Consider the following 18902-nt stretch of genomic DNA (forward strand, 5'->3'; position numbering starts at 1 on the left):
GTGGCCCGCGACGACGCGGCCATCCTCGCCCGCATCCGGCAGGCATTGGCCGAACCGAAACGCCTGCTCCTCCCCGTCGCGTGGCGGACCGGACAGCGCCCGGACAAGCTCGTCCTCGCGGCCCTTTGCCAGAGCCGTACCATCGGCGTCCAACTGCACGGGCGGGCCCACCCGCACCGCCCCGACGAGGATGTCAGCTTCCAGCTCTGCCTCGACGAGCCGGACGAGACCTGGCCGGTCGCCCGGATCGACTGGCGCCCCGTCAGCCCCCACACGAACCGCATGCCGGATGCCTTCCGGGGGACGACCGTGTGGGATTCGGGCCTCCATCCGTTCGAGGAGAACGCCGTCCACGGCCTGACGGCGATGAAGGCGAAGAACCTGCCCGTCTGCCGGCCGCTGCTGCCGGAGCCCGCATCCTACGCGGATGCACTCGCCGCCGTTTCTGCTACCCTGAACATCGTCAACGCGAACGCCTTACCCGTCCCCCCATGGTCGCCTCGCCTGTTTCCATGACCGAGCCGTCCGTCGAACGCGCCGTGCGCGAAGCCGCCGCCCGGCTGTCGCGGGTCCGCGGCTTCGAGGGCGGCGCGCGCCTGACCGTGCCCGTACTCTACCCTTCCGGCGCGATGGTGAGCGTGACGGTCTCGGGCGGACCGGACCGGTTCCTCGTGACCGATGGCGGCGGCGCGGCGCGGGAAGCCGAGACGATGGGGGCCGCCGCCTCCTTCGCGCGCCAGGGCCGCCGGGCCGCGGACCGGCTCGGCATCCGCCTCGACGACAACCTCGAACTGTTCGAAGCCGATGCCACGGGCGAGACCCTGCCCGGCCTCATCGCCCTCGTCGCGGAAGCCTCCCGGCTCGCCGCGCAGCTGACCTCGGATCAGCTCGCCGAGCGGCTCGACCGGGAGGCGTCCGGCACGCTGGCCCGGCGCCTGTCCGCCCTGTTCGGCGAGGCCTTCGAGCGGGACCGCCACGAGATCGTCGGCGCCTCGTCGCGGGCTTGGCGCTTCGACGCCCTGGTGCGCGGTCGCGACGGGCTCATGGCCTTCAACGCAGTCACCCCCGCGGCGACCTCGGTGGCGTCGGCCTATCTCAAGTTCGACGACGTGCGGCGGATCGAGAACGCGCCGACGCCGGTCGCCGTGCTGATCCGGCGCGAGGCCTTCTCGAACGAAAGTCTCGTGATGCTCGGCCGCACGGCACGAATCTTCGATGCGGCCGAACCGGATTCCGAACTCCTCCGCTTGGCCGCCTGAGGCCTTCCTCGCCGAACCGGATCGCTCTGTCCGCCTTGCACGCGCCCCTTCCCCCCGCCGCCCCGCTGCTCACCCTCGAGCGGATCACCAAGCGCTTCGGCCCCCACACGGCCGTCGACGGCGTCTCCCTCGATCTCGCAGCCGGCGAAGTGTTCTGCCTGCTCGGGCCTTCGGGCTGCGGCAAGAGCACCCTGCTGAGGCTGGTGGCCGGGTTCGAGGCGCCGGATGCGGGGGCGATCCGGCTCGACGGGGCGGACCTCACCGCGCTGCCGCCGCATCGGCGGCCGGTCAACATGATGTTCCAGTCCTACGCGCTGTTTCCGCATATGAGCGTGGCCGCCAATGTCGGCTACGGCCTGAAAGGTCTGGGCTTGAGCCGCAAGCAGGCGGCCGAGCGCATCGCCGGGCTGATGAAGCTCGTGCGGCTCGAAGGCTTCGAGACGCGACGCCCGGAAAAACTCTCGGGCGGGCAGCGGCAGCGGGTGGCGCTGGCCCGCGCGCTGGCGCGCGAGCCCAAGCTGCTGCTCCTCGACGAGCCGCTCGGCGCCCTCGACCGCACCTTGCGCGAGGAGACGCAAGGGGAGCTGCGGGCGATCCAGCGGCGGCTCGGCACCGGCTTCGTCGTCGTCACTCACGATCCGGAAGAGGCGATGGCGCTGGCCGACCGCATCGGCGTGATGGAGCGCGGGCGCCTCGTGCAGGTCGGCCCGGCGCGCGACCTCTACGAGCGCCCGGCGAGCCGCTTCGTCGCCGGCCTGCTCGGGGACGTGAACCTGATCGAGGGCCGGCTCGGGCCGGACGCGCCCGGCGGCATCCGCACCGTCGAGACGGCTTTGGGGGCCATCCGCGCGAGCGGGGAGGGCGCGGCGGGCGCCGCCGTGGTGGTCGCGGTGCGGCCCGAGCGGCTGGTCGTCGGCGGGGCGGAGGGCCTGCCCGGCACCCTCCGAGGGACACTCGTCGAACAGACCTTTCTCGGCGACCGCATCCGCGCGCGGATCACGATGGCCGACGGCTCGGTGCTGCGCGCCTCCGCGGCCTTGCCGATGGCCGGGCCGATGCCGGCCGTCGGCGCCCCCGTCACCGTGGCGATTCCGGCCGACGCCGCCCGGGTGCTGCCGGCATGAGCGGGCGCCTCGCGAGGTTGTTCGTGCGCGGGCTGCCGCTCGTGTGGCTGGTGCTGTTCTTCCTCGTGCCCTTCGCGGTGACGCTGAAGATCAGCTTCTCCTCGCCCGCCACCGCCCAGCCGCCCTACCTGCCCGTCATCGACTGGCAGGGCGGGCTGGAGGGCTGGCGCGAGTTCTTGGAGGCGCTCGACTTCCAGAACTACCGCATGATCGCGGAGGACGCGCTCTACCGCGACGCCGCCCTGTCCTCGCTCGGCTACGCGGGTCTCGCCACCGCGATCCTGGCGCTGATCGGCACGCCGACCGCCTACGCCATGGCCCGCGCCTCCGCCCGCTGGCAGCCGATCCTCGTGGCGCTCGTGATCGTGCCGTTCTGGACGAGCTTTCTCATCCGCGTCTACGCCTGGATCGCGATCCTCAAGCCCGAGGGGCTGCTCAACGGCGCGCTGATGAAGCTCGGGCTGATCGCGAGCCCGCTGCCGATCCTCGATTCGCCTTACGGCGTGCTGATCGGGCTGACCTACGCCTATCTCCCCTTCATGGTGCTGCCGCTCTACGCGGTGATGAGCCGGCTCGATCCGACGCTGCTGGAGGCCGCCGCCGATCTCGGCGCGGGGCGCAGGCGGGCCTTCTTCACGCTCACCCTGCCGCTCGCCCTGCCGGGGCTGGCGGCGGGCGCGCTGCTCTGCTTCATCCCGATGGTCGGCGAGTTCATCATCCCCGACCTGCTCGGCGGCTCCGACACGCTGATGCTCGGGCGCGTGCTGTGGAGCGAGTTTTTTTCGAATCGCGATTGGCCTTTGGCGTCCGCCGTGGCGGTGCTGCTGCTGATCCTGATCGTCGGCCCCGTGGTGCTGTTCCGTGAGGCGGAGCTGCGCCGGGAAGAGGCCGCCGAGGGGAGGGGGCGATGAGCGCCTTCGCCCGCACCGCGCTGACCCTCGCGCTCGCCTTCCTCTACGCGCCGATCCTCGTGCTCGTGATCTATTCCTTCAACGATTCGAAGCTCGTGACCGTCTGGGGCGGGTTCTCGACCCGCTGGTACGCGGTGCTGTTCGCCGATGGGCCGCTGATCGCCGCCGCGCTCGTCTCGCTGAAGGTCGCGCTGCTCTCGGCCGCCATCGCCGGCGTGCTCGGCACGCTCGCCGCGCTGGCGCTGGACCGGCACGGGCGCTTCCGCGGGCGCGGCGCCTATACCGGCCTGCTCTACGCCCCGATGGTGATGCCGGAAGTCATCACCGGCCTGTCGCTGCTGCTGCTGTTCGTCGGCATCGGGCTGGATCGCGGCGTCAGCACCATCGTGATCGCGCACGCCACCTTCGCCACCGGCTTCGTCGCCGTGGTGGTGGGGGCGCGCCTCAAAGGCCTCGACCGCTCGCTGGAAGAGGCGGCGGCCGACCTCGGCGCGTCGTCGATGCGGGTGTTCTTCGGCATCACCCTGCCGCTGATCGCCCCCTCGGTGGCGGCGGGCTTCCTCCTCGCCTTCACCCTGTCGCTCGACGACCTCGTGATCGCGAGCTTCGTGTCGGGCCCCGGCGCCACCACCCTGCCGATGCGGCTCTACAGTCAGGTCCGGCTCGGGGTGAACCCGGAGATCAACGCCGCCTCGACCCTGATGATCGCGACCGTGGGGCTGGTGGTGCTGATGGCGTCGTGGCTGACCGCGCGGCGGGGGCAGGGGGGGTAGGAGACCACTCTACAGGCTTGAACTATAACGCTCTGCGTTATATCAGAACGCAACGATGCGCTCCGCTGTCGATGCGGATCGCGCCGGGCCGCCGCGGGAGGCCGGGAATGAGGATCTACGCGACCTCGGCCTTCACGAGGCTGTCCGGCAAGGAGGGTGTGTCCGACGCCGACCTGATCGATGCGGTCGAACGCGCCGAGCGCGGCCAGATCGACGGGCCGATCGGCAAGTTCCTGATCAAGCAGCGCATCGCCCGCCCCGCCCAGGGCCGCGCCCGCGGCTTTCGGGCCATCCTCGCCCACAAGGCCGGCGATGTCGTCGTGTTCCTGTATCTCTTCCCCAAGAGCGCCCGCGCCAACCTCACCGGCCCCGAGCGCGACGCCTACCAAGACTACGCCGAGACCCTGACCCGCCACACCGAAGCGGATTTCGCCCGCCTCGTGGCCGAGCGCGGATGGAGACAGATCGGATGACGAACCAATCCCGAGCCAAGCCCCGCAGCGACGCGCTTCAGGCGCTGCACGAGGCCGCGTCCGATTCCCACGCGGTCGGCGCGATCGACAAGGCCACGATGCGCCACTTCGACCTCGCCTGCCTCACCCCGGTCGAGCCGCTGTCGCCCGAGGCGATCCGGCAGGTGCGCGAGACGGCCAAGATGAGTCAGGCGCTCTTCGCCCGCGCCCTCAACGTGACCGTCACCCTCGTCAGCCAGTGGGAGCGCGGCGAGCGCCGCCCGAGCGGTCCCTCGCTGAAGCTGCTGTCGCTGGCCGCCCACAAGGGCATCGACACGATCCTCTGAGCGCCCTACCCCGGCGGCGCCAGAACCTGCGCGCGCCGCGCCTCCAGGGTCTGCCAGACGAGGAGCGCGGGCAGGCCGAGGACGACGTCGGGGACGCGCTTGGCCAGCGACAGGGCGATGGCGATGCCGGCGTCCAGCCCGAACAGGGCGCCGACGAAGACGAAGCCGCCCTCCTGGACGCCGAGCCCGCTCGGCACCGGGAAGGCCGCCGACTTGATCGCCTGGGACAGCGATTCCAGCACCAGAACCTCGGTCAGGCTCGCCTCGACGCCAATGCAGGCGAGCACGATCCAGATCTCGGCGGCGCCCAGGAGCCAGCCGGCTGCGTGGAGCAGCGTCGCCTGGGCGAGCGGGCCGCGGCGGTCGCGCCCCCAGACCGCGTCGAGGGCGTCGCGGACCGACGGACCCGCGGCGGCGTCGGTCTCGGACCCGCCGAGGACGCGGCGCAGGAGGCCGGCGAGCCGCCGCTCCAGGCCGCGGGCGGAGCCGAGCCGCTGCAGGGCGAAGAAGGCCGCGACCGCCGCCACCGCGATCGCCGCCACCTCCACGGTCCAGCGGGCGAGCGTCGCGGCGGCCTCGCCGGGCAGCCGCCACAGCAGGCCGGCGCCGAGCACCGTGAAGGCCACCTGCGTGGCGACCTGGATCAGCATGTCGGCCAGAAGCGAGGCCGCCGCGAAGCTGCCGGCCACGCCCCAGAAGGTGAGGAGGCGCCCGCCCACCACCTCGCCGCCGACCGAGGCGACGGGCAACAGCACGTTCACCCCCTCGCGCACGAAGCGCAGGATCACGAAGGCGCCGGTCTCGATCGGCGACCCGAGTCCCTTTGGCTCCGGCGCGGCGGCACGGATGCCGGCGAGCAGGCGGGCCCAGGCGAGCCCGCATACGAGGATGATGAGCGCGCGGACCGCGACGAGGCCAATGAGCCCGAGCGCGCCGATGCGCCCGAACGCGTCGCCGATGGCGGTCAGGTCGTTGGTGGCCACGAGCCACGTGCCCAGCGCCAGCCCGGCCAGCGTCCCGAGCAGCGGCAGGCGGCGCGTCAGGTCCCGCAGCAGGCGGCGCGGCGTGGAGAGGGGCTCAGCCATCGGCGTCGGGCGCGGTCACGGGCGGCGGGGCGGGCGCGTCGAGGGAGAGGGAGGCGGGCGAGAGCGCATCGAGGGAGGGCGCGAGCAGCACGACGCGGCCCCGCGCCAGGGAGGCCGGCGTCGCCACCGTGAGCAGGCGCTTGGGGCAGGGGCCGAGGCAGCCGGTCTCGACGACCTTCACCTTGCGCGCCTTCTGACGCGCCTCGCCCTCGGGCCGGGCGGCGGCGCGCTTGAGGGCGCGGCCGAGCCGCTTGCGGTCCACGCCCTGGCGCTTGGCGCACTTGCCGCAGACCAGCACGACCTCCGCGAAGCCGGCCTTCGCCGTGCGGGGCCCCGCCGTGGGGGCCGGGCCGCCCGGTTCCTGACGCCGTCCCAATCGCCCCTCCGCTCGCGGCCGACTCCCGCACCGATTCCCGCGCACCTGCCGTTGCGGATCGAGGGCGGCCTATCGCAGCCGTCGCCCCGCGCGGCAATCCCGGCGGATCGCCGCGCCTTAAAAAGGGCCGAAAAGAACGTGACCTCAGCCGGGGTCGAGAGCGCTTGGCCAAGAGCGCTTGGCCGGCGCTTGGCCGGCGCGTCGCGGCCGGGTGCGACAGGACGCCGACGACGGGTCGGCACAAAGGCCGGCCGACGGCCGGCGGCGGTTTTCCCGCGAGGATGTCCCTTCGATGAGTTCGGACGAGGTCAAGCAGGAGACGAAGGTCCGGTCGAGCCCGAGCGTCCAGTCGCTCATGGAGCTGGCCCGCCGCTCCGTGCCGGATCTGCGGCGCAACGCCGAGACGATCGAGCCCGTGCCCGCGGGCCGGCGCGGGGCGCTGGCGGCGCGGATGCGCCGGACCCTGAGCTGGACCCGCCTGCCCGGCCTCCGGCGCCGGGAGGAGGAGGAACGCCCGCAGCCGCGGCTGCTGGTGCGGCTGGTGCGCGGCTACTGCCTGTTCGTGCTGGTGCCGACGGCGGCGGTGGGCTTCTACGTCTTCGTGCTGGCCACGCCGCAATACATCGCCGAATCGCAGTTCGCCATCCGCGGCGACATCGAGCCGATGGCGTCCACGCAGCTCGGCGTCTACCAGGAGCTGATCCAGAAGCATAACAGCCAGGACAGCTTCATCCTGCGCGACTACATCAAGAGCCGGCCGCTGGTGGAGTCGGTCGATGCCAAGCTCGGTCTCGCGAAGATGTTCTCGCAGGACGGGATCGACTTCTGGGCGCGCTACGACGCCGACCAGCCGGTCGAGCGGCTGGTGCGCCACTGGCGCCGCCACGTCACGCCGCAGATCGACGTCGTTTCCGGCGTGATCCGGCTGACCGTGCGGGCCTTCTCGCCCCAGGACGCGGTGGCGATCTCCAAGGAGGTGATCGCCCAGGCCGAGATCCTGATCAACATGATCTCCCGCCGCGCCCAGCAGGACATGCTGACCCAGGCGCAGAAGGAGGTCGACAAGGCGGTGGATCGGCTCAAGCGGGCCCGCATGGCCCTGCAGGAGTTCCGCAACCGCTGGGGCATCATCGACCCGGTGCAGTCGGCCCAGGCCACCGTCACCACCATCGAGCTGCTGCGCAAGGACAAGATCAAGGCCGAGAACGACCTGCGCGTCCTGCGCGATTCCAAGCTCGACGAGCGGACCCGCAGCATCCAGGCGCTCGTCGCCACCGTCGCGGCCATCGACGGCCAGATGAAGGACCTGCAGAACCGCCTCACCACCGACGGCCTCGTCAGCGACGCCTCGCACAACCTCACCCAGGCCCTGCTCGAATACGAGGGCCTGATGGTCGAGCAGTTGATCGCCGAGAAGCTCAACGCGTCGATGAACATGATCCTCGACCGCGCCCGCGTCGCCGCCTCGAAGCAGCAGATCTACATCGCGACCTTCGTCGAGCCCCTGCTGCCGAGCTATTCCGCCTATCCGGCCCCGTTCAATGCCGTCGCCGTGGCGGCGTTCCTGTTCACGATGCTCTGGAGCGCCGTCTCGCTGATCCGGGCCGCCGTGGTGGATAATAGACTTTGATGCTTGGCCTCAGGCGCCGGCGGCCGCGTCCGCGGCCTTAGGCTATCGCTCCGCTAGACGCCTCGGCTGAGAGCCGAGGCCGCTCAAGCGGGGCGCTCTTCGCGCCCGGTGATACGGTGCTGCCGCACGGTTGCCCTTGCTCGGGGGCCACCCCTTGATCGGGCCGCTGCCGCGGGCGATGTCCCTCTTGTCGCCGGAGCGGCCCCGGTCCGTCCCGGCCGTCGGCGGAGCACGTCACAGGAGCAGGCTGCATGGCGGATTTCTCGGATCTCGTCGCCCGCGCGGTGAGCCCGGCGATGAGCCGGGAGGAGCGGGAGGATGTCTACAACGTGGTCCGGGCGGCGGTGCAGCGGCTGCAGGAGCGCGAGGGGCTCGCCGCCGACGACCCGGGCATCCTGATGCAGCGCCACCTGATCGAGGAGACGATCCGGGACGTCGAGTTCGACATCACCCGCTTCCAGACCCTGCGCAAGATCGCCGAGGCCAAGGCCGCCCAGGACGCCGAGGCCGCGCGGCTCTCCGGGCGGCGGCGCTGAACCGGCTGGACGAACCCGGCCCGGGCCCCACATCACGGCCGCCCCCTTCAGAGCATCCCCGCGAGCCCCCTCGATGCAGGCCGATCCCCCCGAAACGCCCCCGTCCGCGCCCCCCGCCCTCGACGACGCCACCCTCGCCTTCGCGGGCCGCGTCTTCCAGTACGCCCGGATGGGGCATGCCGAGGAGCTGGCCGGGCTGTTCGCGCAAGGGCTGCCGGCCAACCTGCGCAACGACAAGGGCGACAGCCTCCTGATGCTCGCCGCCTATAACGGGCAGGCCGAGGCCGCGCGGGTGGTGCTGGAGGCCGGCGGCGACCCCGAACTCGCCAACGACCGCCGCCAGACCCCGCTCGCGGGCGCGGCCTTCAAGGGCGACGCGGCCATCGTCGATCTGCTGCTCGACCACGGCGCGGCGGTGGACGGAACCGACGAGGGCGCGCGCACGGCCTTGATGCTGGCGGCGATGTTCGACCGCGTCGCCATCGTCGAGCGGCTGCTCGCCCGCGGCGCCGACCCGGCCCGCCGCGACGCCTCGGGGATGAACGCCGCGGACCTCGCCCGGCAGATGGGCGCGCGGGAGACCCCGGCCCTGCTGGAGCGGGCGGCGGGCTGACCGCGACCGATCCCGGCCAACCTGACCGCGGCAGCGCAACCTGGAGCGTATTCCGACGACGTGGAGGCCGGCCCGTCGAAAGAAAGCGCGACAAAGCAGAGACTTAGAGCGGCATCGACCGGATGCGGTCAGCGCGGATACGGCTCCGGCCCGCGCCTCACCTGTAGCCGGAACGACACGGTCGTCCGCGACCATGCGCGGGAGGCACAGCGTTTCCTTGTCTGTGTCTGATGCGGTCATCTAACGATTGTGACGTTGGGGAAAGAAACGTCACGATGTCGACCACCGTCAGCGACCACACCGCCCTCCTCTCCGGCCGGAGCTGGTGGGGAGGCGATACCGGCGCCGCCGGGCCGCTGTTCGTCACCTACTCGTTCGAGACGACGCACTACGACTATCTCGACGGCATGTCGTGGTTCGACACGTTCCGCGGCTCCTTCCGCGAACTCACGGCGATGCAGCGGCAGCAGGCCCAGGCCGCCCTGACGATGTGGGATCAGGCGAGCGGCATCCGCTTCGTGGAGGTGGCGGCCGGCCAGGGCGACATCCGCTTCGGCAGCTACGACTTCTCCAGCCGGTTCGACGTGCGGGACTCGGCCGCCTTCGCCTATTATCCCTACGCCGTCGGGGAGGGCCTGCCCGACGGCCGCGGCGCGCCGGGCGACGTCTATCTCGGCCGCGAGGTCGACGGCTACACCGCCGAGGGCACGCTGCACGTGCTGCTGCACGAGATCGGCCACACGCTGGGCCTCAAGCATCCGTTCGAGGGCGACCTCCAGCTCGACGGGACCCTCGACAACACGATCTACACGGTGATGAGCTACAACGGCGACACGCCGCGGCTCGGCACCCTCGACATCACCGCGATCCAGTCGATCTACGGCACGAACGACCGCGACGGCGGGCCGGGGGCGAACTGGTCCTGGGACGCGGCGACGTTCACCCTGACCCAGGCCGGCACCGAGGCGGGCGAGACCCTGCGCGGCGTCTCCACGGCCAACGTCGTCGCCGCGGGCGGCGGCGACGACATCGTCGTCACGTGGAGCGGCAGGGACACGATCGACGGGGGCGCGGGCGACGACCGGATCGAGGCCGGCAGCGGCGACGACACCCTCCGCGGCGGGGCCGGAGCCGACACGCTCGACGGGAGCGTCGGCAACGACACCCTCGACGGCGGCGACGGCGACGACACCCTGCTGGGCGGGGACGATGGCAACGATCGGGCCGACGGCGGCGCCGGCAACGACGCGATCTTCGGCGGCGTCGGCAACGACCGCCTGTCCGGCTCGGCGGGCAGGGACGTCCTGTGGGGCGGGGTCGGCGACGACCGGCTCGACGGCGGCGCCGACGCCGACCGCCTCCACGGCGAGTACGGCGCGGACCGGCTCGACGGCGGCGCGGGGCGGGACCGGCTCGAAGGCGGCGAGGGGAACGACACGCTCAACGGCGGCGACGACGCCGACACGCTGATCGGCGGGGGCGGCAACGACGCCGCCGCGGGCGGCGCGGGCGACGACTACCTCGGCGGCGGCTGGGGCATCGACCGGTTCGACGGCGGCACGGGCAACGATCGCCTCGTCGGCGACGACGGCGACGACCGGCTCGACGGCGGCGACGGCAAGGACACCTTGGAGGGCGGAACCGGCAACGACGGGCTGACCGGCGGGCTCGGCGACGACCGTCTCCTCGGCGGAGTCGGGACGGACCAACTCTTCGGCAATGCCGGGAAGGATCGCCTCGACGGCGGCGACGGACGGGACGTCCTGATCGGCGGCGACGGGGACGACATCCTCGTCGGCGGCCGGGACGACGACCGCCTCGAAGGCGCGGTCGGGGACGACCTCCTGGTCGGCGGCGCGGGCAACGACCGCCTCGACGGCGGCAAGGGCGGCGAGCTTTCGGGCGACACGGTCGATTACGGGGCCGCGCGCAAGGCGATCCTCGTCGATCTGAACGGCGTCGCGGACGAGCGACCCGGCGCGGTCTACAAGGTCTACCACGCCATCGGGGCCGAGATCGGTCGCGACAGGATCGGCAGCGTCGAGAACGTCGCCGGCGGCGCGGGCGCCGACACCCTGATCGGCAACGGCGTCGCGAACCGCCTCTCGGGCGGGTCCGGCAACGACCGGCTCGACGGCAGGGCGGGCGCCGACATCCTCTCCGGCGGAGCCGGCCGCGACCGGTTCGTGTTCAGCACCCGCCTCGGCGCCGACAACGTCGATCGGATCGCCGACTTCACCTCCGGCACCGATGCGATCGACCTCGATGCCGGCGTGTTCACCGGGCTGAAGGCGGGACGCCTCGCGGAAGGGCAGTTCCACGCCGGCACGGGCGCCCGCGACGCCGACGACCGCCTGATCTTCGACGCCGGGACCAAGACCCTGTTCTACGATGCCGACGGCACGGGCGCGCAGGCTCAGGTCAAGGTCGCCCTGCTCGACAAGGTGACCTCGCTCCGCGCGTCCGACTTCCTGATCCTGAAGGGCGGGGACGGTGCGGATCGGCCCGATATCGGCACCGACCCCGGCACGGGCGGCTCGGGTGGCGGTACCCCGGAGGATGGAGCCGGCAACGACCGGCTGATCGGCGGGAGCGGCAACGACCGCCTCTTCGGCGGCGCCGGCCTCGACCACCTTTTCGGCAATGCGGGGGACGATCACCTCGACGGGGGCGATGGACAGGACATGCTGATCGGCGGCGCCGGGAGCGACATCCTGGACGGCGGCGCGGGTAACGATCGCATCGACGGCGCGGCCGGGGACGACATCCTGATCGGCGGCGCGGGCGACGACCGCCTCGACGGCGGCAGCGAGTTCTCGGGCGACAGGGTCGATTACGAGACCGCGCGCGAGGCGATCCTCGTCGATCTGAACGGCATCGCGGACGAGCGCCCCAACGTGGTCTACAAGGTCTACCACGCCCTCGGCGACGACATCGGCCGCGACAGGATCGGCAACGTCGAGAACGTCTTCAGCGGTGCGGGTAACGACACCCTGATCGGCAACGGCGTCGCGAACTACCTCTCGGGCAGGTCCGGCAGCGACCGGCTCGACGGCAGGGCGGGGGAGGACACCCTCTCCGGGGGAGTCGGAAACGACGCGCTCGACGGCGGAGCGGATTTCGACATGCTCTTCGGCGGGTCCGGCAACGACCGGCTCGACGGCGGCGCGGGCGCCGACCTCCTCCTCGGCGGGTCCGGCAGCGACCGGTTCGTGTTCAGCACCCGCCTCGGCGCCGACAACGTCGATCGGATCTCCGACCTCACCTCCGGCACCGATGCAATCTGGCTCAAGGCCGACATCGTCGCCGGGCTGAAGGCGGGGCGCCTCGCCGAGGGGCAGTTCCACGCCGGCACGGGCGCCCAGGACGCCGACGACCGCGTCATCTTCGACGCCAAGAGCCGGAGCCTCTACTTCGATGCCGACGGCACCGGCGCGCAGGCCCAGGTCAAGATCGCCGTGTTCGACAACGTCGTGACGCTCGCGGCTTCCGACTTCCTGATCGTCGTGTAGGATCGCCCCCGCGGCCCGGACGCCAACGATCCGGGCCGGGGAGGGATGTCATGGCGCAGGCGGTCGGGGCGATCGACCAGGGCACCACGAGCACGCGCTTCATCGTGTTCGACCGCTCCGGCGCCATCCTGGGCCAGGCCCAGCGCGAGCACGAGCAGATCTTCCCCAAAGCCGGCTGGGTCGAGCACGATGCCCGCGAGATCTGGCGCAACACCCGCACGGTGATGCGCGAGGGGCTGGTGCGGGCGGGCCTCGAACCCTCCGACCTCGCGGCCATCGGCATCACCAACCAGCGCGAGACGGCACTCCTGTGGGATGCCGCGACCGGCGAACCGCTGCACAACGCGCTGGTCTGGCAGGACACCCGCACCGACCGCCACGTCGCGGCGCTCGCCCGCGACGGCGGGCGCGACCGTTTTCGCGATCTCACCGGCCTGCCGCTGGCGAGCTACTTCTCGGCTTCCAAGCTCGCGTGGCTGCTCGACCATGTCGAGGGGGCGCGGGAGAAGGCCGAGGACGGACGCGCCCTGTTCGGCACCATCGATTCCTGGCTGGTCTGGAACCTCACCGGCGGCGAGGAGGGGGGCCTGCACGTCACCGACGTGACGAACGCCAGCCGCACGCAGCTGATGTCGCTGGCGAGCCTCGACTGGGACGAGGGGATGCTCGGCGTGTTCCGCATCCCCCGCGCGGTGCTGCCCAGAATCGTCTCGTCGAGCGCGGTGCTCGGGGAGACCCGCGACCCGTTCGAGGGCGTGCCGGTGGCCGGCATCCTCGGTGATCAGCAGGCGGCGCTCTTCGGCCAGACCTGCTTCTCGGCGGGCGAGGGCAAGAACACCTACGGCACCGGCGCCTTCGCGCTGATGAACACCGGCGCGGAGCCCGTCGCCTCGAAGGCCGGCCTCGTCACCACGGTCGCCTACCGCATCGGCGATGAACCCCCGGCCTACGCCCTGGAGGGCTCCATCGCCATCACCGGCGCGCTGGTGCAGTGGCTGCGCGACAATCTCGGGCTGATCCGCGAATCAGGCGAGGTCGAGGCGCTGGCCCGCAGCGTCGAGGACAACGGCGGCGTCTACGTCGTGCCGGCGTTCTCCGGCCTCTACGCCCCGCATTGGCGCGACGACGCCCGCGGCCTCATCATCGGGCTCACCCGCTACGCCAACCGGGGCCACATCGCCCGCGCCTGTCTCGAAGCCACCGCCTACCAGACCCGCGAGGTGCTGGAGGCGATGGAGCGCGATTCCGGTATTCGCCTGAGCGAGTTGCGCTGCGACGGCGGCATGACCGTCAACGACCTGTTGATGCAGTTCCAGGCCGATATCCTCGACCGCGAGACCCTGCGCCCGAAGGTGGCGGAGACCACCGCGCTGGGTGCCGCCTACGCCGCGGGCCTCGCCACCGGATTCTGGGGCGGCCTCTCGGACCTCAAGGACAATTGGGCGGTTGACCGGCGCTGGCATCCGCATCTCGACGCGGAGCGGCGCGCGGCGCTGTTCTCCGGCTGGAGCCGGGCGGTGGAGCGCTCCTTCGGTTGGGTGCAGGACGACGCGGGAGACGAGGCATGAGGCGCGGACGGGCGGCACTTCTGGCGATGTCGATGTTGTTCGCAACCGCGGCCGAGGCCGCGCCGCAGACCTATCCGGAGCAGCGCGAGGGCGACGTCGTCGTCCGGGACTTGCGCCTTGCGAGCGGCGAGAGCCTGTCCGAGGCCAAGCTGCACTACACCACGCTGGGCACGCCGCGCCGCGGCGCCGACGGCGCGATCGACAACGCGGTGCTGGTCCTGCACGGCACCACCGGCACGGGCAAGAGCTTCCTGATCCCGACGCTCGGGCCCGAGCTGTTCGGCGAGGGCGCGCCCCTCGATGCCCGGCGCTGGTACGTGATCCTGCCCGACGGGCTCGGGCGCGGCGGCTCCTCGAAGCCGTCCGACGGGCTCAAAGGCCGCTTCCCCCGCTACGGCTACGGCGACGTCGTCGAGGGCCAGCACCGGGTGGTGGAGGAACTCGGCGTCAAGCGCCTGCGCCTCGTGCTCGGCACCTCCATGGGCGGGATGCAGGCCTGGATGTGGGGCATCCGCTATCCGCAAGCCATGGACCTGATCATGGCGGTGGCGAGCCAGCCGATTCCCGTGAGCGGGCGCAACGCCCTGTGGCGGCGCCTGCTGATCGAGGGCATCCGCTCCGACCCGGACTGGAACGGGGGCGACTACACCAAGCAGCCGAAAAGCTTCGAGCGCATCCTGCCGATCTTCAACATCATGACCGAGAGCGTGCTCGGCCTCCAGAAGCAGGCGCCCACCCGCGCCGCGTCGGACGCCGTCTACGACAAGATGGTCGCGGGCTACGAGAACAAAGCCGACGCCAACGACTGGCTGCGCTGGTTCGATTCCTCGTTCGACTACGACCCCTTCCCCGATCTGGCGAAGATCGAGGCCAAGGTGCTGGCGGTGAATTTTTCCGACGACGAGCTGAACCCGCCCCAGCTCGACGTGATGAACGCCGCGATGGGCAAAGTGAAGGACGGCCGCTTCGTGCTGGTGCCGACCTCGCCCGAGACCCACGGCCACCAGTCGCTACGCTACGCCTCCCTGTGGAAGCGGCATCTGGCCGAGTTTCTGGGATCGCCCGAGGCGAAGACCGAGGGGGCGAACTCGCCGGAGGGGCCGGCCAAGCGCTGAGGCCCGCGGGGGGCAGCGGATCGATGGCCGCGGCTCCCCGTCATTGCGAGGCGGAGCCGAAGCAATCCAGGGCTCCGCACTCCCAAGAGGGACCGCTCACGTAATCGCGTCGTCGGCGCGCTCGCGCGCTTTCAGGAAACGTCGCGCTCTGGATTGCGTCAGTTTCGCCTCGCAATGACGGCGTGCAGTGGAGCCCGGCGGGATCATCCGGCAATCCACCAACAGTCCTTTTGCTGAAATCTTAGCGAAGGATCGTTTTCTAAGCTCGGCGTCCGCGTCGATCACGGTGACGTGACATTATTTTGCCGCGGCGACGGACGGACGATGACTTCCTTCGCCACTCTGCGACGGAAAATTAACTCTTTAAATTACTAATCCGGTCACCAGACCTGTCTCGCCCCGACCGGACCCCAGCATGCGCGTCACCCTCAAAGCGGCCCTCGCCGGCTCGTTCAGCCTGCTCGCCGTCGTCGCGGCATTCCAGGGCGGGCTCAGCATCGTCAAGCTCGCGACGATCGACCACGAGGTGCGGGAGATCGCCGACAACTGGCTGCCCTCGGTCGGCCTGCTCGGCGACATCAGCACGGCCACCCGCGACGAGCGGGTGAAGACCTACCGCTACGCCTCCACCTCGGACACGCCGGAACTGCTCGCCGCCAACGAGAAGAGCGTGCGGGTGGCCCAGAAGGCGCTCGCCGACCTGCGCAAGGCCTACGAGCCGCTGATCGCCTCGCCCGAGGAGCGGGCGCTCTACGAGCGCTTCTCCGCCACCTGGGCGACCTACACGGCGCGGCTGGAGGAAATTGTCGGGATGATGCAGGCCGGGCGCAAGGCCGAGGCGCTGAGTGCGCTCGCCGGGCCCGACACCCTGGCGCTCGCCCAATCCGCCACCAAGGCGCTCCAGGAAAACCTCGCCCTGAACAAACGCGGCGCCAAGGACAGCGTCGCCCACGCCGTCGAGAGCGCGGCCTCCGCCGCCACGACCGCCTGGATCGCCATGGCGGTGACGCTGCTCTCGGCGCTGCTCGCCGCCCTGTTCGGCTGGCGCGGCATCTCGCGGCCGATCGAGGGGATGACCGCGGCGATGGGCCGGCTGGCGGCGGGCGACGCCGGCATCGACGTGCCGGGAAGGGGCCGGCGCGACGAGATCGGCGCGATGTCGGCGGCGGTGCAGGTGTTCAAGGACAACCTGATCCGCGCCCGCCGGCTCGAAGAGGAATCGGCGCTCGCCCGCGCCGGGGCGGAGGCCCAGCGCAGGGCCGCGGCCCGCGACATGGCCGACGCGTTCGAGCGCAATGTCGGCGGCGTCATCGGCGGCCTCTCGGCGGCGGCGAGCCAGCTGCAGGCGACCGCACGCGCCATGACCGCCACCGCCGCCCAGACCGCGGCCCAGTCCGGCTCGGTGGCGAGCGCCGCCGACGAGGCGGCGACCAATGTCGGCACCGTCGCCGTGGCGGCGGAGGAACTCGGCGCCTCGGTGGCCGAGATCGGGCGTCAGGTCGACGGCTCGGCCGCGCTCGCCCAGGCCGCCGTGGGGGAGGCGGGCCAGACGGCCGTGCTCGTGCGCGACCTGTCGGACGCGGCCGCCCGCATCGGCGACGTGGTGGCGATGATCGCCACCATCGCCGGCCAGACCAATCTTCTGGCGCTGAACGCCACCATCGAGGCGGCGCGTGCCGGCGAGGCGGGCCGCGGCTTCGCCGTCGTCGCGGCGGAGGTGAAGGAACTGGCCAACCAGACCGCGCGGGCGACGGAAGAGATCACCGGCCAGATCGGCCGCATCCAGGCCTCGACCGGTCAGGCGGTGACGGCGATCGACGGCATCGCCGGCCGCATCCGCGAGATCAGCGCGGTCGCCACCGGCATCGCGGCGGCGGTGGAGGAGCAGGGCGCGGCGACCCACGAGATCGTGCGCAACGTCGCCCAGGCCGCGACCGGCGCGGGCGCCGTGACGGCCAACATCGCGGGCGTGGCCTCGGCCGCGGAGGAGACCGGGGCGGCAGCCTCCCAGGTGCTCGCCTCGGCGACCGAGCTGTCGCGGCAATCCGAGCAGCTCGGCACGGACGTCGCCCGCTTCCTCGACACCGTGCGGGCGGCCTGAGTTTTTCAAGGCTTGCCGCCTGATCGGCTCCTCCCACCCATCCCCCTCATCCTGAGGTGCATAGCGAAGCGGAGCCTCGAAGGAGGGCTCCAGGGATCGCGCGGCTGGCTGGAGCCCTCCTTCGAGGCTGCTGCGCAGCACCTCAGGATGAGGGGGTGGGTAGGAGGAGCCGGTCGAACAGGCCCCTGAAACCTCAGGGCCGGAACCCCTCGAACACCATCTGATCCGCATGCGCCTGCGCCAGCGCCCGCTGCTCGGGGGTGCGCACGGTCCAGGTCATCACCGGCATGTTGCCCAGCCGCCGGCAGAGATAGGGCACCGGGCCCGGCAGGTCGCCGACGCGCCAGGACAGGAAATCGGGGCGGCTCTCGTCGAGATGGAGCAGGCCCGACAGCGCGGTGCGCAGCGACGGGCTCAGGCGGTCGTATTCGGGATCGTCCTGGCTCGCCTCGGCGACGATGCCGCGCGGAACAGACGGCGCGATCTCGGCGAGCGTCGCGACGATGCCCGGATCGAAGGATTTCAGTGCGATCGGCGCGTCGAACCCGGCCACCACTTCCGCGGTGCGGCGGGTGAGGCGGCGGTCGCCGTCGAAGCGGCTCTTGATCTCGACCACCACCGGCACCCGCCCGCCGATATGGGTGAGGAACGCGGCGAGCGTCGGGATGCGCTCGGCCGTGCCGAAGACCGTGAGTTGCCCGAAATCCGCGGCGCTCGTGGCGTCCACCGCGCCCTCGGTGCCGGTGAGCCGGCCCAGCGTGGCGTCGTGGAACACCATCGCCTCGCCGTCGGCGCTGAGCTGCACGTCGCACTCGATGGCGTAGCCCGCGGACGCCGCGGCCTCGGCTGCGGCCAGCGTGTTCTCGGGGATGCCGGCGGCGCGGTCGTGCAGGCCGCGATGGGCGATCGGCCGGGCGGTCAGCCAGGCGGGGGCGTTGAGGGCGCGGCTCACGCGACCTCGAACATCGCCTCGACCTCGACCGCGGCGTCGAGGGGGAGTTCGGCGACGCCCACCGTCGAGCGGGCGTGGCGGCCCTTGTCGCCGAGCACCGCGACCATCAGGTCGGAGGCGCCGTTCATGATGGGGGCGAGCGCGGAGAACGTCGGCACGGCGTTGATGAAGCCGCCGAGCCGCACGCATTGCACGACGCCGCGGTCGAGATCGCCCACCGCCGCCTCGATCTGGGCCAGCACGTTGAGGGCGCACAGCTTGGCCGCCTCGATGCCCGCCTCGTTCGAGACCTCGGCGCCGAGTTTGCCCTTGTGGGCGTCACTGAGCTTGCCGTCGAGCCCGAAGCAGATCTGGCCGGAGACGATCACGAGATTGCCCGAGCGCACGAACGGCACGTAGTTCGCCACGGGGGCCGCCGCCTTCGGCAGGGTGAGCCCGAGGGCTTCCAGGCGTTCCTTGACCGAGTTCATCGCGTGCGTGGCTCCTGCTTCGTCGCCGGGGACGAAGCACGGGGGCGGGGTGGGGCGCAAGGGGGCCGCCGGGCCGCG

At 71.8% G+C, this 18902-nt stretch carries 19 protein-coding genes; 14 read left to right on the forward strand and 5 right to left on the reverse strand.

Going from position 1 to position 18902, the window contains the following annotated elements:
- The 7 genes from AAHG03_RS13080 (at window position 1) to AAHG03_RS13110 (ending at window position 4866) form a co-directional block, all read left to right on the forward strand.
- Window positions 1-516, forward strand: coding sequence for a hypothetical protein (locus AAHG03_RS13080; protein WP_342151105.1), 516 nt, complete (start codon window positions 1-3; stop codon window positions 514-516).
- On the forward strand, window positions 513-1259 hold the full coding sequence (locus AAHG03_RS13085) for a hypothetical protein (RefSeq protein ID WP_342151106.1): 747 nt from the start codon (window positions 513-515) through the stop codon (window positions 1257-1259). The genes AAHG03_RS13080 and AAHG03_RS13085 overlap by 4 nt, the downstream gene beginning before the upstream one ends.
- Before the next feature lie 35 nt (window positions 1260-1294).
- Complete coding sequence (locus AAHG03_RS13090) at window positions 1295-2383, forward strand: ABC transporter ATP-binding protein (protein ID WP_342151107.1); 1089 nt, start codon at window positions 1295-1297, stop codon at window positions 2381-2383.
- On the forward strand, window positions 2380-3294 hold the full coding sequence (locus tag AAHG03_RS13095) for an ABC transporter permease (protein WP_342151108.1): 915 nt from the start codon (window positions 2380-2382) through the stop codon (window positions 3292-3294). Before AAHG03_RS13090 ends, AAHG03_RS13095 begins: the two co-directional genes overlap by 4 nt.
- Entirely contained in the window at window positions 3291-4067 is a 777-nt protein-coding gene (locus tag AAHG03_RS13100) for an ABC transporter permease subunit (RefSeq protein WP_342151109.1), read from the forward strand. The genes AAHG03_RS13095 and AAHG03_RS13100 overlap by 4 nt, the downstream gene beginning before the upstream one ends.
- A gap of 107 nt (window positions 4068-4174) precedes the next feature.
- The gene (locus AAHG03_RS13105; RefSeq protein ID WP_342151110.1) at window positions 4175-4540 is read left to right on the forward strand and encodes a type II toxin-antitoxin system RelE/ParE family toxin; all 366 of its coding nucleotides are present in this window, start codon (window positions 4175-4177) and stop codon (window positions 4538-4540) included.
- Complete coding sequence (locus AAHG03_RS13110) at window positions 4537-4866, forward strand: helix-turn-helix domain-containing protein (RefSeq protein WP_342151111.1); 330 nt, start codon at window positions 4537-4539, stop codon at window positions 4864-4866. The genes AAHG03_RS13105 and AAHG03_RS13110 overlap by 4 nt, the downstream gene beginning before the upstream one ends.
- Window positions 4867-4871: 5 nt before the next feature.
- Here the strand turns inward: AAHG03_RS13110 and AAHG03_RS13115 are convergent, their stop codons facing one another.
- The gene (locus tag AAHG03_RS13115; protein ID WP_342151112.1) at window positions 4872-5951 is read right to left on the reverse strand and encodes a lysylphosphatidylglycerol synthase domain-containing protein; all 1080 of its coding nucleotides are present in this window, start codon (window positions 5949-5951) and stop codon (window positions 4872-4874) included.
- Window positions 5944-6327 (reverse strand): hypothetical protein, encoded by a 384-nt coding sequence (locus AAHG03_RS13120; protein ID WP_342151113.1) that lies wholly within the window; start codon window positions 6325-6327, stop codon window positions 5944-5946. Before AAHG03_RS13120 ends, AAHG03_RS13115 begins: the two co-directional genes overlap by 8 nt.
- Before the next feature lie 292 nt (window positions 6328-6619).
- Here AAHG03_RS13120 and AAHG03_RS13125 point away from each other — a divergent pair, with 292 nt between their 5' ends.
- The 6 genes from AAHG03_RS13125 to AAHG03_RS13150 all read left to right on the forward strand — a co-directional run bounded on the left by AAHG03_RS13125 (window position 6620) and on the right by AAHG03_RS13150 (window position 15301).
- Entirely contained in the window at window positions 6620-7957 is a 1338-nt protein-coding gene (locus AAHG03_RS13125; RefSeq protein WP_342151114.1) for a capsule biosynthesis protein, read from the forward strand.
- 251 nt (window positions 7958-8208) lie between these two features.
- The gene (locus AAHG03_RS13130) at window positions 8209-8493 is read left to right on the forward strand and encodes a hypothetical protein (RefSeq protein WP_342151115.1); all 285 of its coding nucleotides are present in this window, start codon (window positions 8209-8211) and stop codon (window positions 8491-8493) included.
- A gap of 73 nt (window positions 8494-8566) precedes the next feature.
- Window positions 8567-9106: an ankyrin repeat domain-containing protein gene (locus tag AAHG03_RS13135; RefSeq protein ID WP_342151116.1), complete on the forward strand. Its 540-nt coding sequence runs from the start codon at window positions 8567-8569 to the stop codon at window positions 9104-9106.
- 275 nt (window positions 9107-9381) lie between these two features.
- The gene (locus tag AAHG03_RS13140; RefSeq protein WP_342151117.1) at window positions 9382-12618 is read left to right on the forward strand and encodes a matrixin family metalloprotease; all 3237 of its coding nucleotides are present in this window, start codon (window positions 9382-9384) and stop codon (window positions 12616-12618) included.
- A gap of 50 nt (window positions 12619-12668) precedes the next feature.
- Entirely contained in the window at window positions 12669-14186 is a 1518-nt protein-coding gene (gene glpK / locus AAHG03_RS13145; protein ID WP_342151118.1) for a glycerol kinase GlpK, read from the forward strand.
- The gene (locus AAHG03_RS13150; protein ID WP_342151119.1) at window positions 14183-15301 is read left to right on the forward strand and encodes an alpha/beta fold hydrolase; all 1119 of its coding nucleotides are present in this window, start codon (window positions 14183-14185) and stop codon (window positions 15299-15301) included. The genes glpK and AAHG03_RS13150 overlap by 4 nt, the downstream gene beginning before the upstream one ends.
- 96 nt (window positions 15302-15397) lie before the next feature.
- Here the strand turns inward: AAHG03_RS13150 and AAHG03_RS13155 are convergent, their stop codons facing one another.
- Window positions 15398-15586, reverse strand: coding sequence for a hypothetical protein (locus AAHG03_RS13155; RefSeq protein ID WP_342151120.1), 189 nt, complete (start codon window positions 15584-15586; stop codon window positions 15398-15400).
- 130 nt (window positions 15587-15716) lie between these two features.
- Here AAHG03_RS13155 and AAHG03_RS13160 point away from each other — a divergent pair, with 130 nt between their 5' ends.
- A complete protein-coding gene (locus tag AAHG03_RS13160; protein ID WP_342151121.1) occupies window positions 15717-17402 on the forward strand; it encodes a methyl-accepting chemotaxis protein in 1686 nt (561 codons plus the stop codon).
- Between the two features lie 193 nt (window positions 17403-17595).
- Here the strand turns inward: AAHG03_RS13160 and AAHG03_RS13165 are convergent, their stop codons facing one another.
- A complete protein-coding gene (locus AAHG03_RS13165) occupies window positions 17596-18354 on the reverse strand; it encodes a glycerophosphodiester phosphodiesterase family protein (RefSeq protein ID WP_342151122.1) in 759 nt (252 codons plus the stop codon).
- Window positions 18351-18824, reverse strand: coding sequence for a RidA family protein (locus AAHG03_RS13170; RefSeq protein ID WP_342151123.1), 474 nt, complete (start codon window positions 18822-18824; stop codon window positions 18351-18353). Before AAHG03_RS13170 ends, AAHG03_RS13165 begins: the two co-directional genes overlap by 4 nt.
- Window positions 18825-18902 lie beyond the last annotated feature (78 nt).

Origin of the sequence: Methylorubrum subtropicum (assembly GCF_038442325.1) — a bacterium.
GTDB classification, from domain to species: domain Bacteria; phylum Pseudomonadota; class Alphaproteobacteria; order Rhizobiales; family Beijerinckiaceae; genus Methylobacterium; species Methylobacterium subtropicum.

What these genes read in the sequence shown, in the direction of transcription:
- AAHG03_RS13085 (WP_342151106.1), top strand. Translation starts at nt 513, where the DNA reads ATGACCGAGCCGTCCGTCGAACGCGCCGTGCGCGAAGCCGCCGCCCGG.
- AAHG03_RS13095 (WP_342151108.1), top strand. Translation starts at nt 2,380, where the DNA reads ATGAGCGGGCGCCTCGCGAGGTTGTTCGTGCGCGGGCTGCCGCTCGTG.
- AAHG03_RS13100 (WP_342151109.1), top strand. Translation starts at nt 3,291, where the DNA reads ATGAGCGCCTTCGCCCGCACCGCGCTGACCCTCGCGCTCGCCTTCCTC.
- AAHG03_RS13105 (WP_342151110.1), top strand. Translation starts at nt 4,175, where the DNA reads ATGAGGATCTACGCGACCTCGGCCTTCACGAGGCTGTCCGGCAAGGAG.
- AAHG03_RS13110 (WP_342151111.1), top strand. Translation starts at nt 4,537, where the DNA reads ATGACGAACCAATCCCGAGCCAAGCCCCGCAGCGACGCGCTTCAGGCG.
- AAHG03_RS13115 (WP_342151112.1), bottom strand. Translation starts at nt 5,951, where the DNA reads ATGGCTGAGCCCCTCTCCACGCCGCGCCGCCTGCTGCGGGACCTGACG.
- AAHG03_RS13125 (WP_342151114.1), top strand. Translation starts at nt 6,620, where the DNA reads ATGAGTTCGGACGAGGTCAAGCAGGAGACGAAGGTCCGGTCGAGCCCG.
- AAHG03_RS13130 (WP_342151115.1), top strand. Translation starts at nt 8,209, where the DNA reads ATGGCGGATTTCTCGGATCTCGTCGCCCGCGCGGTGAGCCCGGCGATG.
- AAHG03_RS13135 (WP_342151116.1), top strand. Translation starts at nt 8,567, where the DNA reads ATGCAGGCCGATCCCCCCGAAACGCCCCCGTCCGCGCCCCCCGCCCTC.
- AAHG03_RS13140 (WP_342151117.1), top strand. Translation starts at nt 9,382, where the DNA reads ATGTCGACCACCGTCAGCGACCACACCGCCCTCCTCTCCGGCCGGAGC.
- glpK (WP_342151118.1), top strand. Translation starts at nt 12,669, where the DNA reads ATGGCGCAGGCGGTCGGGGCGATCGACCAGGGCACCACGAGCACGCGC.
- AAHG03_RS13150 (WP_342151119.1), top strand. Translation starts at nt 14,183, where the DNA reads ATGAGGCGCGGACGGGCGGCACTTCTGGCGATGTCGATGTTGTTCGCA.
- AAHG03_RS13160 (WP_342151121.1), top strand. Translation starts at nt 15,717, where the DNA reads ATGCGCGTCACCCTCAAAGCGGCCCTCGCCGGCTCGTTCAGCCTGCTC.
- AAHG03_RS13170 (WP_342151123.1), bottom strand. Translation starts at nt 18,824, where the DNA reads ATGAACTCGGTCAAGGAACGCCTGGAAGCCCTCGGGCTCACCCTGCCG.